Below are 13,766 nucleotides of genomic sequence, written 5' to 3'. Positions count from 1 at the left end.
TCTTGAATTGGGTAGAACGAAACCAAACTCAACATCAAGCCTCAACATTTGTAGACCACTTTTACGGTAACGTCTACGTATTTGCCGATGGTGATTGGGGATTGTTCGGAGGTGTAATTGCAGCGCTAGGCATACATGGATTAGTCACGATTAGGGGTTTCCAAGAAATAAATTATCCAAAATAATACCAATTTGAAAAAAGAATGCGACAGATGGGTAGGGGCACAACATTGTTGTGCCCTTACAAATAATTGATGTGTCGCAAACATTATTTGAATTGGTATCATATGATGCAATACGCTTGGGTTAAGGATAATCGTAGGTTGGGTGGAACGTAGTGAAACCCAACAAACCCGCGAAAATGTTGGGTTTCGTTCCTCCACCCAACCTACTAAAAGCCAAAGAACTTTAGTTCTAGGCGGGTGAGTCAAGTCGAAAGTTTTGCTATTTTTAGCTTAAGTTGACACGCATGAACAATGTTGTGCCCTTACAAATAATTGATGTGTCGCAAACATTATTTGAATTGGTATAAACTAACCACAGAGACGCTGAGAATACAGAGAGAGGAGAAATAGAAAAGATTTTTGCGTTAGTTCTGGAATATTTTTTATTTGGAAGTCCCTTAAAGATAATTGTGTGAAATCTGCTAAAGTTTCAGTTACCCTGAAACTCATAACTCAGCACGGGCTAAACGCCCCGCTAACGCTAACAGGACTTAGGGCTGATGCAGAACAGGCAAGAAAAAATTTCGCAAGTGGTAGTGACTGCTGGGCAGATGCGCGATATTGAAGAGCGGATCTTCGCAGCAGGAATGCCTGTAGTCGCTTTAATGGAAAAGGTGGCGGGATTAATTGCCCGTCGCATTCAAGAGATCCCCCCAACCCCCCTTAAAAAGGGGGGCTACATCCTTTCAAACACACCGTTCTTAAGAGGATCGTCGCAAGCGGGGGGATCTCGTGTCGGAATTCTTGTCGGCCCGGGTCATAATGGCGGGGATGCTTTAGTAGTAGCCCGTGAATTACACTTTCGCGGATATGAAGTTTGGATTTATTCTCCTTTCTCTAAGCTTAAGGAACTAACTTCACAGCACTTGCAGTATGCTCAGAGTTTGGGCATTCCAATTTATCAAACAATTGAGCAACTGCCAAATTCTGATTTATTGATTGATGGCTTGTTTGGATTTGGTTTAGAAAGAAACCTCACTGATCCCATCGCTTCTGCAATTAATCAGTTAAATGAATTGTCTGTGCCAATTTATAGTATTGATTTACCTTCAGGTTTACACACCGATACAGGCGAAGTATTAGGAACTGCCATTCGCGCCACTCACACTTTTTGCTTGGGTTTATGGAAATTAGCTTTCTTTCAAGATCAGGCGCTAGAATATCTCGGCAAAGCTGAGTTAATCGATTTCGATATTCCTTTAGCTGATGTAGAAGCTGTTCTAAAAGATGCACCCAGGATTAAACGTATTACACCAGCAACGGCACTTGCGACTCTACCCTTACCCCGTCCACCAGTCACCCACAAATATAAGGAAGGACATTTACTGCTGATTTGTGGTTCGCGGCGCTATGCAGGTGGAGCAATTTTAACTGGTTTGGGTGCTAGGGCTAGTGGTGTGGGGATGCTTTCGATCGCTGTACCCGAATCGCTGAAATCTCTTTTGGTGTCACACTTGCCAGAAGCGCTAATTGTCGGTTGTCCAGAGACAGAAACTGGAGCCATTGCCCACCTAGAATTACCAGAAAAAACCGATCTGAGTTCCTTTAATGCGATCGCTTGTGGCCCTGGTTTAACACAAGATGCGACTCCGATTGTGCAAGAAGTCATAGAAAGCGATGGCTCCGCCAACGCCAAGGGCGAACGCCCTCTAATTCTCGATGCCGATGGTTTAAATATCTTGGCACAAATGGGAGCGATCGCCACATTAAAAAAACGTCTTGCTGTAACCGTACTCACACCCCACACTGGTGAATTCCAACGATTGTTTCCTGATGTCCCCAATGCCAAACATGACAGGGTGCAAGCAGTACGGGAAGCGGCGGCGCAAAGTGAGGCGATAATATTGTTGAAAGGGGCGAGAACTGCGATCGCAAACCCTCAAGGTGCCGTTTGGATTGTTCCTGAAAGCACACCCGCCTTGGCGCGTGGCGGTAGCGGTGACGTGTTAACTGGGCTACTGGGTGGATTGTTGGCGCAAGCAGCAACGAAGGAGATTCCCATAGAAAATATTGTGGCAACTGCCGCATGGTGGCATTCGCAAGCGGGTATTTTAGCAGCCCAGGAGCGTACTGAATTGGGTGTAGATGCGTTTACATTGACACAATATTTGATAAAAGTTCTAAGTAATTAAACGTCTTTTAACTATGACTCTAAAAATCCAGACCGAAAAAGAAAAATTACAGGCAAGCACTAGTTTAAAGACAAATCAAGAAACAGAAAACGAAAAAGTTCTATGTTCTCATTGTCAGCGCACCGCTACGAACGGTATTAAATGTAAAGGCATTTGTGTGGCTGATAATGACTATTAAGGTATGAGTTTTCTCCCTCCTGAATATTCCAATTTGGATTGGGGATAAAGTTTTTCATTGATTGCCCAAAGTATGAAAATCAAAGGCACGCTTGTAAAGCCGAAACACATTAGGGTTGATTGATGTGTAATATCAAGTTCGGCAAATCACTTACGATATGTCATTGCGAATGCAACGAAGTGGAATGAAGCAATTCGCTTGCGGTTTGGAGATTGCTTCACTTCGTTTGCAATGACAACTAATCAGCCGAACATGATATAAGGGGAGGCGGAGGCTTTAGACTTGTCATTACCAAGATTTTTTGAATCTTGGGCTTTGTTACGATTCCCGCCTCGGAATAAATTCCAAGGCTAATAGCTAAAGTCCTCTCAAGAGGACTAAATACAAAATTTCCAGCCATCTAGAAGGCTATCTTATGTACAGGGCTTACGCAACAATTGCTAAAAAGCTAATTTATCGAACCGCCTTCTGGTGCGTCGGCTTCCGCCAACGCGCAGCCTCTTGTAGAGAAGAGAATCATTTGTAGAGTGTGCGTAAGTCCTAATGTAAAAGGGAAAATTTCAGTCCACTTGAGTGGACTTTAGCTATGAGCCGCAGAACTTAAGTTCTGGGCGGGATATGGGGTGAGCGCGACATGACTGTTACAAAAATGTGGGTAACGACAAAGCCTTTAGGATGGCATTCCCAGTCTCCAACGAGGAACAAGGAATTTGTATCAGCCATTGGCTAAATACCAACGCTGTAGCGCCAGCCGTTGAATTTCGCGCCAGGGAATATTATGTTTTCGAGCTAAGTCTGCACAATCTTCATATTCTGGCTGCACATTTGCAATAACTTTTTCTGGTGATTGCCCTTTCCATGCTATTTTGACGCGCACTTGACCATATTCAATTTCCACTTGTTGAATTTCCCGTTGTAAAATGGCGCGTTGCTGAGTTGTTCGCCGAATGCCTAAAGTTGTAGTTTCGCGGAATATGACGGCTTCACAACTGAGTAAATTTTCTGGATGACAAATCACAGTTAGCAAAATTCCCGGACGGGACTTTTTCATACCGATCGCTTGGGTAAATACATCCACCGCACCAGCAGCAAACAACGCCTCAAACACATAGCCGATCGCTTGCGGATTTAAATCATCAATTTGAGTTTCTAGTACTGATATCGTTTCTAAATTTGAGCTAGTATCTTCAGAATCGCTGAAATTTGACTGTAAATTTGCGCTTTCACCCACCCAAAGGCGTAAAATATTGGGAATGGGTAAATTTATGGTTCCTGCCCCCAATCCTATCTGCTTGATAGCGATCGCAGGTGGTGAACCAAAATCTCTTGCCAAAGTAGTAGCGATCGCAGCTCCTGTTGGTGTCACCAGTTCTCTGTCAATGCCATTGCTATAAACTGGACAACCCCGCATTTCCCACAGCTTTAATACTGCTGGTACTGGTACTGCCATCTGACCATGTGCAGCCCGAACAGTGCCGCCACCAGTCGGGAACGCCGAGCAGTAAAGTAAGGGCAATCCTTCGTCATTGCTCTCAATTCCCAACCAATCCAACCCCAGACAAGTACCCACAATATCTACGATCGCATCTACAGCACCCACCTCATGAAAATGAACTTTTTCAGGAGAAATACCATGCACCGCCCCTTCTGCTACTGCTAGCTGTCGGAATACCGCCAAACTCCAAGCTTCTGCCCGTGATGGCAACCCCGCTTTGAGAATCATCTGCTCTATTTCTGGCAGGTGGCGTGTGTGATCATGACCGTGTTCGTGGTCGTGGTGATGGTGGTGGTGGCGATCGTGTACTAAATCCACATGGACTTTAGTCGCCTGCTGACCATTACGTTGGACAAGTTCTGCCCTTAACTGATATTCCTGTTCAATACCTAACCCATTGAGTTTTTCAATTAAATACTCCACAGGAACACCCAAACTCACCAAAGCACCCAGGCACATATCACCAGAAATTCCTGTCGGACATTGAAGATAAGCAATTTTATTCATAATAAATTTGTCATTAGTCATTAGTCATTAGTCATTAGTCATTAGTCATTAGTCATTAGTCATTGGGCATTGGTTATTAATTATTTTCCTCTGCTCCCCCTGCTCCCCCTGCTCCCTCATCTCCCCCACTCCCCACTCCCCATTCCCCACTCCCCACTCTTCTTGTTATGGCAAAAATTTTCTCAGTTCATCCGGATAATCCTCAAGTTCGCCGAATAGAGGAAATAAAGTCGGCGCTTTCTAGTGGCGCAGTCACGCTTTACCCTACTGATACAGTCTATGCGATCGGTTGTGATTTGAATGCCAAGTCGGCGGTAGAACGAGTGCGGCAAATTAAACAGCTAGCAAATGATAAACCACTGACATTTTTATGTTCCTCGCTTTCAAATGTGGCAACTTATGCCTTCGTAAGTGACACAGCCTATGGAATTATGAAACGCCTGATTCCAGGGCCATACACGTTTTTGCTCCCAGCGACTAAATTAGTACCGCGATTGGTGCAAAGCCCCAAGCGGAAAACTACTGGAATTAGAGTACCAAACCATACTGTGTGTTTGGAACTGCTGGCAGCCTTGGGCAATCCGATTATTTCAACTTCAGCACATCTGCCACCAGATGAAGCAGATAATGGCATGATTCGGATAGATCCAGAAACTGTTCAGTCGCGGGTAGAGCTATTTGACCGTTTGGACAAGTTGGTAGACATAATTGTAGACACTGGCGAAGAACCTACTTATGAAGTATCTACTATTTTGGATATGACCGGAGACGAAGCAGCAATTATACGGAGGGGTTTAGGTTGGGAAGCAGCAGCAGCATGGGTATAAAAATTACACTTCACAGGCGCACCTCTTTGTTTCGGAAATTGTGATAAAAGCGACTCCAGTTTTTAAATTGTCATATTTTAAGGCAATGTCTACGATGGGCACAGATGCAATAACAGGATGGTGGCAACAGTTGGTACAGCAAGGGATTTGACAACTTTGAGAAAATGACGGGTACTTATGTCCCAGCGTCAATGTGGTGGCTTGTGAAAAAACCGACACATTTCCATAACTGTAACTCTCTCGTATTTCCTACAGTTTTATATATGAGCTTTAGATGTGAGCATTACATGCGGCAAGCCTTGATGGATGAATGCCTAAAGATTCGTAAGCCAAGGCCGGCCTTGATTGCTGTGTCTGCGTTGTAATTACGGTGCAATACTACTGGAAAAGTCATGAAATCTAACGTCGTTAATCTACCAAACTCTACACCCATTTTTGATAATCACCTTTCGACTGAAGAATTTTCAGACAGCAGCAGCGAAACCTTGATTGAATTGCTGTGTCAGGAAATGCAAGCGCAAGTGAAAGCAGCACCCAGGTGCGTAGAAGCTTTAGCAAACCGCATAGCCGTAGAAGTAGAACGCATTTGCGATAAAAGCTCCCGTATCCAAACATCTGGGGAAATCAAGTCCTGGCAGATTACGTTGGGAAGGCATCGGATGCACAAATGCTTACGTTACTACCAACTAGGTTCAAAACAAGGGCGCGTGGAATTACATAGCAATTTGGGTGCTATGGTTTACCGTCATGTAACTATATCCGGCTCTGAGTTGGGTTTTGAGGCTCGTTACAGCCTGATTGAAGATTTTTTACAAGCATTTTATATCGAAGCTATCAAAGCTTTCCGCAGAGAAAACGAACTACCTAACGATCATACACCGCGTACTCAGCTGCAATTAGCTGAATATATGGCGTTTACAGAGCAGTATGCCAAACGCCGGATCAATTTACCTGGTGGTGCAAATCAGCAATTGATTATCTTGCGGGCCCAAGGCTTTGCTCGTCGTCAGCCGCAAGAAACTACCGTGGATATTGAAATGGCGGTAGAGTCTGCTAAGGGTGAAGAAGCGGAATCTTACCAGCGTAACTCGGCGGTGCAACAGCTGCGATCGCAAATGATCGCCCAAACTAATTTCGATCCATCCGAAGAGTCAGAACGCGATCGCGTCATCACTGAATTGATGAAATACCTGGATTCTCAAGGACAATCTGACTGTATGAACTACCTCAGCTTGAAACTTCAAGACCTTTCAGCCCCAGAAATTGACCAAATTCTCGGTTTAACCAGCCGTCAGCGCGATTATCTCCAACAACGGTTTAAATACCACGTCGAAAAGTTTGCCAAGCAACACCACTGGCAATTGGTACATCAATGGTTAGGTGCGGGTTTAGAGCAAAAATTGGGTTTATCTTCCCAGCAGTGGGAAATCTTTGTGAATCAACTCACAGAACAGCAACAGCAAATATTACAGTTAAAAACTGCACGACAAAACGACCAAGCGATCGCTAAAACCATCAAATGCACCCCCAAACAGTTACAAAAGCGCTGGACTCAACTTTTAGAACTAGCATGGGCCATCCGCAACGGTGATACTGAGGCACAGACAGGTTGAAGCTAAGGTGAAATAACAAAATTTATCCAAGCTAAATTCCAGTTATTAGAAATGTTGTTATAGATATGGCGGTTTCGGGGTGTAATAATGAAAGTGAATAAAATCAGAGAAGACTATGAACCCAGTATTTCCCGAACTCTTTAGTCTTTCGAGAGCGGAAAAACTCCAACTGGTAGAAGATTTATGGGATGACATCGCTGCTACACCAGCAGCACTCCCGGTTTTAGATTGGCAGAAACAAGAACTAGCCCAGCGCAAAACCGAATATCTGCAAAACCTTACTACTGGTAGTAATTGGGAAGATGTAAAAGCTAGAATTTCCTAAAGGCATGGCTAGACAATTAACTATAGAAATTCTGAATCATTCGTGAGAAAATACTGAAGTACATAACATAAAAGATATATTTGCTACAAAAATACAGGGCGTAGCTCTGAAGATGCAATTATTGGAAGATTTTATAAAAAATAGCCAAGACAAGCGTGAAATCACGTGAACAATAGTAGTTAAAATGCTACTATGTGGACAATACGGTTCGGATAAGATCCCCCCGCCTGCGGCGACCCCCTTAAAAAGGGGGTAAAGATCAGAAAAAGCCCCCCTTTTTAAGGGGGGTTGGGGGGATCTTCGACAGACAAAGATGTTAACCGAACCGTATTGACTATGTGGATACAAGCATAAAGAGATAATACCAGTACTAAGTGTTTCGTCTGGCTTAATCAGTACGTAGAAAAAAGCATTTTTCAAAAATGAAATAGCCTTGGATAATTTACAAGGATAGTTATGGGGATACTATTTATAGTTTTTTTGGGGTGGTTTTTGATTTCTTTGTTAATTTATAAATTGACAAATTCACGTAAAAGACGCCTAGCCGATGTTATCATCCTGGTTATAATTGTTACAATGTGGCTTGTAAACTATCAATTAGTTGCGTTGATGATGCTATTTGTTGCTGGGCTTAATTACAGTATCGCTACTACACTATATTTATTTGTATCTTTCATAGGTGCATTTCTGAGCAGGAATCTGGTTAGGTAACTTTTGGTTCACTGCTCCCCACTAAGAATATTTTCGACTTCCTCTAAAGCGCGATCGCATCCACATTCCTACAATTCCCTTTTAGTTACAAATATTACTCATGAATTTATTCAGTATTTTCTCACGAATGATTTAGGACTGCTATATCCTTTTCGTTGTCCAAATTATTAATACATTTGTATTTATCTAGTACAAAATTACCAAATTATCCTTCTATTTATCTTGTTTGGGTATAGCCAAAATCAAAAATTCATATTAAGCAACTGACCATTTGTTACTTCTTCTGTGAAATCCTAATTAATAAGCACGATTTTTGGCAGAGGAATTGAGAATGGCTCTGACTCAAGGCGGACGAGCAAACAAGGCTGGAAAGATTTTAGAAATTAATGTAGAAGCAATTTTGACTGGGCATAATTATTTCCAAGTCGGGAACTATGTCCCAAAAGAATTTATACTAAATGCTGCTTTATTGCCAAAGCGTTATGGAAAAGAAGTTTATATTGGAACTGGAATTTATCATACCGATCTGAAGGTTGATTTTTATGTTGTTGGCTCACCTGCAATGCCATCTGGTTTAATTTTGGAGTGCAAATGGCAAGAAAGCCCCGGTTCAGTTGATGAAAAGTTTCCTTACTTGAATATGAACATCCAGAATTATTACCCTGCACCAACTATCGTGATTTTAGGCGGTGAAGGTATGCGAGAAGGCGCAAGCAAATGGCTAAAAGCAAGAGTTAATGATAACCATAATTTATTAGCAGTTTATAGTTTAGACAGATTCATTGCTTGGGCAAATAAAAATCTTTAAAAGATGTAATTAATAGTTCGTCAATCATCCCTCTATTTTTTATATTTGAGTTAATTGAGCGGGCCGCTTGGATTTTGTAGGTTTCAAAATTAATATCAGTATAAATTTTTTGAATAAATTCGCTATCAGAATTACATACCATGACTTTGACACCACGACTTGCTAACTCTGCACAAGTATCTCTCAAAACTTCTTGGTCTTTTTTACTAAAACAATTTTGGCTATAAGCAGTAAAATAGCTAGTCTCACTGATAGGATGGTATGGCGGGTCAAAAAATACAAAGTCATCACTGCTAGTTGCATGATTTAGGACTTCTGTAAAATCTGCTTGTTGGATTTCTGCATGAGAAAGCGCTTCTGAGGCTGCTTTTAGTAAAACCTCTGAACAAATATTGGGATTGTCATATCTGCCTAATGGCACATTGAATTTACCCTGTGAATTGACTCGATAAAGACCATTAAAACAAGTCTTATTAAGATAAATTATACGAGCAGCTTTTTCTATATCAGTACCACCAGAGTTGTTTCGGATACTATAATAATAATCTTTATCATGTCGGATTTTATGCTCTTTCAATATAGAAATTAATTCTTCAACATGATCTCTAACACAACAATAAGTGTTAATTAATTCGGCATTAATATCAGTTAAAATTGCTGTACTTGGTTGGAGATAGAAAAAAACAGCACCCCCACCCAAGAATGGCTCATAGTAATTTTTATAACTTTTAGGAAAATAAGGAATATATTGCTGTATCAACCTACTTTTACCCCCTGCCCACTTCAAAAATGGACGCGGGCTAGTTTCCTTGGGGATTTGAATTACCATTTACTTGCGATTTAACTGAAAATAATCGTGACTAAATAAAGCAAATATAACCGACGAAGTATATTTTATATTAGCTGGCTAATTTTCCAGCCGCATAGATTACAATTGAGTAGATAAAGCATATCAAAACAAACGTAAGTATATAACAAGGCAGTTTACATTCAGATGTTTGACGGATTTTGGGATAACGTCTTTCGCTACCCCCGGTACTTAATTAGTATCGTCTTAGGCTTGTTTCTGAACACCTTTGCGCCGTTAGTGCCATTGTTGAAGCGCCCAGTCACCTTGATTGCTATCTTGGGTTTGTTTGTGAGCAGCCTAGTCTTCCTTACTCTTACCCTACGGGCAATGTTGGGCTTGAGTACAATCTAGACTAGCGCTATATCGGGGCTGTGCCCTACAGACGGTTGCTCTTGGCGTTGCTCCCGCTAAGTACTGTCTACTCAACTTGCATCTATTTTTGTCGTACAACCTCTGTGATGAGGCGAAATTTTTATGGCTACAAATCGTCGGGTTTCCCGCGTTGCTGAATTGATCAAACGGGAAGTTAGCCAAATGCTGCTCAACGGCATCAAGGATGACCGTGTGGGTACTGGAATGGTAAGTGTTACTGATGTTGATGTTTCCGGCGATCTCCAACACGCCAAAATCTACGTCAGTATCTATGGTACAGATGAAGCTAAAGCAGAAACAATGGCAGGTTTAAAGTCGGCCACAGGTTACGTCCGCAGTGAACTTGGGGCGCGGGTAAGGCTACGTCGTACCCCAGAAGTGCTGTTTCTCGAAGATCGCTCCATAGAACGCGGTAATAAGGTACTGGCACTACTAAACCAACTTAACCATCAGCGTCCCCCAGAAAATCTGGTAGCAGTAGAAGACAACACTGATCAAGATGATGAATTATTTGATGAATAAGTAACTTAAATAACAATGTAACTTCAGAACAATTAATCTCAGCAAATCCGCCAAACAATTTACAGACGTGACCAAATCGCGTCTGTTTTAATATGACCATAACCTACTTCAGGGATCGGTAGTTGGATGTATACGCTTTTTGTTTGCCTTGGCTTTCGTCCCTACTCTACTATTCCTCTTTCCCTCTACCGCCTGCTGCCTATTTGTAGTGACCTTTAAGAGAAATCCTGTTAAGGGAACTCCAAAAATTAAATTATCCAATTCTTGCATCCAATACAACTATCAGATTCTGCTTCCCCTGCGATTGGATATTGTTTTATTTGGAAGTCCCTTACTCCACCCTTCTACAGATGTTTATCCAAAGAAAACTGTGTAATATTAGTACTCAAATTAACCAACTAATTACGGTTATACTTAAGAAATTGTTAACAGATGCTGAGGTAAAAGCCTTCGTAGTGTACTTTAGCCGTTATGTTTTGCAACACTTTATACCCTAGTATCTGACAAATATTCTTGTGTTGTTTACCCTTAGATAAATACCAGCAGTTCTAGATCCGGCTTTAAGGGACTTCCAAATAAAAAAATGTTCCAAAACTGACGCAAAAACTCTCTCTATTTCTCCTCTCTCTGTGTTCTCTGTGTCTGGAGTGGTTCGTTTATTTGGATAATTTATTTCTTGGAAGTCCCTAAGGTGATTATTTGATATGTAAGCGATGCCTGCGGCGGGCTATGACGCTCGTTCGCCTTTGGCGTCTCCCCTTGGGAGAAGACTCGCTACCGCAACTCTTGGAGACGCACTCGCGAACGCTCTTGGCGTCGCGCCCTGAACCTCTGGACAACCGCCAAATCTTGCCTAAATACAATGATGGCAAGATTTTCAGACTTGTTGCATAAAAACCATATAGCCGCCATAGCAGGTTAAGTTAACTACTCGGAATTTTTTTTGTAAAGCGGATTTTTGATAAATGTCAGGATTCGTTGACTTTCTTAACATATCTTGAGATAATTTTAGGAGATGTAGCGTCAAAATAAAAATAGTTCCGTATAGCAAACTACAAAATCCTAGCCACAAGTCTAATTTCTGTAATGTTTGTTCCTAATTTTTAACGGGAACACTATCGTAAGTGTTAATTTGTGAGTAAAAAACATGAGTGTGAATACGGTGCCTTCTATCAATTATTACTCTCTCGATCTGATTCAAGACGAAGCACGCCGACTGGTGCAAAAGGGAATGATTAGCCGACAACAGCCAATATATACGCTCTGCCAATACATTCCAGCGAGAGAGTGGGTTTGCGTTGAATGTGAATTAGAGAAATGTGACTTTTTGTTACGCGATCGCATTGGCGACCTAATTGGTCGTGAACAGTGGGACAACGACTAAATCAATGTTTAATTTCGGGTTTGGGATTGGGGGTTCATTTTCGATGTGTGGATGTCACAATCAACGATACTACGCCCAATCTGGGGGATAATCTCTGATTTTTGATAAGCATTGCCCCATGCAGAATCTTGCGTTTTTCATTAACACCGAAGCATTGGAGTCCGAATTTATACAATTTTTCCAGTCAAAAAAAGCATCAGAAGCATTTGTTCTATATATCTGGTGCTACAACTTGAGTCTAGTATGTAAATTCTGTAACCGGGGCGGTTCCCAACATGGAACTGCTCCGGTAATTTTTATAAAACTTCCCGACACGCTAAGGGGATTAGGGGGTTAGGTTTTCGTGGACTTTTCCACATGACCTGAATTGTCAGACTTCTAAAAGGGCATTCTGGAACCATTCGTTACAGTTTAAAGGGGAGGAAACTATTGCTTTCTCCGCCCTTGCAATGATTATCATTATTGTTTAAGCGTGTATTCTTGATTTTTGGTAATTTAGCCCACTTGCTCTAAGTAATTATTAATGTCTTCAATGATGCGAGTAAGTTCAGCTTCCGTAGTTAAGCGGATGTTGACGTTGCGGACAGTCAGCAAAACTTTGGCAGCGAAGGGCGTCGGCCAGATATTAGGATTACAGAAAATTTCTAAAAATACTTCACCCGTATAACGATATTCTAGGGGAGGCTGGGGCGTTACTTTACCGCCGCCAGGAGTGGGTTTAGCGGCGACAGCTTTCAGACGCTCCATCAATTGATCTGTTGCTGCTTTTAATTCTCGTGCTGCTTGGGGTGAAAAACTGAAGGAGACAGAACCTTCAATTAGGTTCAATGTTAGAGGAATTGAAGACATATCTTTTTTATTAAAACTTCTTGATAAGTACTAATATTACCGGAAGAAGAGACGAAGCTGCCGAGATCGGCGGCGAAGCCCACTTTTTCGAGGATGCGCCCCAGCTTTGCATTAGCGCTGGCATCGTCGTCAGACAGATTTGGATAAGAACCTGTGAGAATATCCCCACCTGAGTTGTGGCTATTACTAATTGTGTTGGGCGTGAATATTTTTGTGGCGTTTTACGAACGTAGTGTGGGTAGGCGGGTAGGTAGCTCAATTCTCATAGCTGACGCTACACATACCATGAGTGATATTTGGGTGACAATCTCTGTAATTGGCGGCTTGATAGGAATTTGGCTAGGTTATCAATGGATGGATCTGGTTTTAGCTTTTCCTGTCGCCTTGTTGGTATTTTGGAGTGGTTGGTCAGTTTTAAAAGAGAATTTGCCTTGGCTTGTAGATCAAATGGCGATCGCACCAGAAGCAATTCATGCGATCGCTACTTCTGTTCCAGGTGTAATTAACTGTCATGATATTGCTTCTCGCGGTGTTCTTGGTCGTCAAGTCTTCATCGAAATGCATTTAATAGTAGATGCAGCAGACGTAGAAATTGCTCACCACATCACCGAAGAAGTAGAAAGCCGATTAGAAGAACGGTTCCGTCCAGTCAGGATTTTAATTCACGTCGAGCCACCAGCCTATAAGTCTGAGCAAATTAGCTTTGAAACTGGAGCAAAGTAATCTAAGCAATTTAAAATCACGCCTTGTTTTAGATATAAGGAAGCCTTAACTCCGACTTTTTTGCAGCTAACTCAAACGTCTCTGGCTTTGCTCAAAATTAACAAATCCAATCGTGCCAAATTCCAGGCTATTGACTGTATGCATTCTTCCATACGCGATCGTTTATTTTGACAAAAAACACCCTACACTGTGCTTCAGCAAGGTGTTGACTTTTCCCTTAGAATCGAGAGCGATCGCATCGCTACT

At 41.9% G+C, this 13,766-nt stretch carries 14 protein-coding genes and 1 pseudogene; 12 read left to right on the top strand and 3 right to left on the bottom strand.

Annotated elements, in window-relative coordinates:
* The first annotated feature begins 2 nt into the window (after positions 1-2).
* From LC653_RS05310 to LC653_RS48265, 3 genes are all read left to right on the top strand, one after another.
* Positions 3-185, top strand: a complete 183-nt coding sequence (locus LC653_RS05310; protein ID WP_229493111.1) for a hypothetical protein — start codon at positions 3-5, stop codon at positions 183-185.
* A 539-nt stretch (positions 186-724) separates the two neighbouring features.
* Entirely contained in the window at positions 725-2,356 is a 1,632-nt protein-coding gene (locus LC653_RS05305) for an NAD(P)H-hydrate dehydratase (protein WP_229493109.1), read from the top strand.
* Positions 2,357-2,369: 13 nt separating this feature from the next.
* On the top strand, positions 2,370-2,534 hold the full coding sequence (locus LC653_RS48265) for a DUF8639 family protein (protein WP_504828425.1): 165 nt from the start codon (positions 2,370-2,372) through the stop codon (positions 2,532-2,534).
* Between the two features lie 715 nt (positions 2,535-3,249).
* Here LC653_RS48265 and larC read toward each other — a convergent pair.
* Complete coding sequence (larC, locus tag LC653_RS05300) at positions 3,250-4,536, bottom strand: nickel pincer cofactor biosynthesis protein LarC (protein ID WP_229493108.1); 1,287 nt, start codon at positions 4,534-4,536, stop codon at positions 3,250-3,252.
* Between the two features lie 167 nt (positions 4,537-4,703).
* Between larC and LC653_RS05295 the strand changes: the two genes are divergently transcribed.
* The 4 genes from LC653_RS05295 to LC653_RS05280 all read left to right on the top strand — a co-directional run bounded on the left by LC653_RS05295 (position 4,704) and on the right by LC653_RS05280 (position 8,820).
* On the top strand, positions 4,704-5,363 hold the full coding sequence (locus LC653_RS05295) for an L-threonylcarbamoyladenylate synthase (RefSeq protein ID WP_229493101.1): 660 nt from the start codon (positions 4,704-4,706) through the stop codon (positions 5,361-5,363).
* Positions 5,364-5,755: 392 nt separating this feature from the next.
* Positions 5,756-6,976: a HetZ-related protein gene (locus tag LC653_RS05290; protein WP_229493100.1), complete on the top strand. Its 1,221-nt coding sequence runs from the start codon at positions 5,756-5,758 to the stop codon at positions 6,974-6,976.
* Between the two features lie 115 nt (positions 6,977-7,091).
* Complete coding sequence (locus LC653_RS05285; protein ID WP_229493098.1) at positions 7,092-7,301, top strand: addiction module protein; 210 nt, start codon at positions 7,092-7,094, stop codon at positions 7,299-7,301.
* A 1,042-nt stretch (positions 7,302-8,343) separates the two neighbouring features.
* Positions 8,344-8,820, top strand: coding sequence for a PD-(D/E)XK nuclease superfamily protein (locus LC653_RS05280; protein ID WP_229493146.1), 477 nt, complete (start codon positions 8,344-8,346; stop codon positions 8,818-8,820).
* Here LC653_RS05280 and LC653_RS05275 read toward each other — a convergent pair.
* Entirely contained in the window at positions 8,792-9,649 is an 858-nt protein-coding gene (locus LC653_RS05275) for a DNA adenine methylase (protein ID WP_229493096.1), read from the bottom strand. The two genes, LC653_RS05280 and LC653_RS05275, sit on opposite strands and share 29 nt — an antisense overlap.
* Before the next feature lie 165 nt (positions 9,650-9,814).
* On the opposite strand from LC653_RS05275, the gene LC653_RS05270 reads away from it, so the two are divergent.
* The 4 genes from LC653_RS05270 (at position 9,815) to LC653_RS05260 (ending at position 11,948) form a co-directional block, all read left to right on the top strand.
* Positions 9,815-10,021, top strand: a complete 207-nt coding sequence (locus LC653_RS05270; RefSeq protein ID WP_190731327.1) for a DUF751 family protein — start codon at positions 9,815-9,817, stop codon at positions 10,019-10,021.
* Between the two features lie 123 nt (positions 10,022-10,144).
* Positions 10,145-10,564, top strand: coding sequence for a 30S ribosome-binding factor RbfA (gene rbfA / locus LC653_RS05265; RefSeq protein WP_229493095.1), 420 nt, complete (start codon positions 10,145-10,147; stop codon positions 10,562-10,564).
* A 311-nt stretch (positions 10,565-10,875) separates the two neighbouring features.
* On the top strand, positions 10,876-11,061 hold the full coding sequence (locus tag LC653_RS47200) for a hypothetical protein (protein WP_372478109.1): 186 nt from the start codon (positions 10,876-10,878) through the stop codon (positions 11,059-11,061).
* 650 nt (positions 11,062-11,711) lie between these two features.
* Complete coding sequence (locus LC653_RS05260; RefSeq protein WP_012407481.1) at positions 11,712-11,948, top strand: DUF4327 family protein; 237 nt, start codon at positions 11,712-11,714, stop codon at positions 11,946-11,948.
* A gap of 495 nt (positions 11,949-12,443) precedes the next feature.
* Here LC653_RS05260 and LC653_RS05255 read toward each other — a convergent pair whose 3' ends face one another.
* Entirely contained in the window at positions 12,444-12,797 is a 354-nt protein-coding gene (locus tag LC653_RS05255) for a hypothetical protein (RefSeq protein ID WP_100901541.1), read from the bottom strand.
* 147 nt (positions 12,798-12,944) lie between these two features.
* Here LC653_RS05255 and LC653_RS05250 point away from each other — a divergent pair.
* Positions 12,945-13,520 (top strand): annotated as a pseudogene (locus LC653_RS05250) (cation diffusion facilitator family transporter); the annotation flags it as partial.
* Positions 13,521-13,766: the final 246 nt, after the last annotated feature.

This window comes from Nostoc mirabile CHAB5784 (genome assembly GCF_020829645.1).
Lineage (GTDB): Bacteria > Cyanobacteriota > Cyanobacteriia > Cyanobacteriales > Nostocaceae > Nostoc > Nostoc mirabile.
Note: the sequence above shows the minus strand (reverse complement) of the source record. Positions and strands in the feature narration are given on the sequence as shown.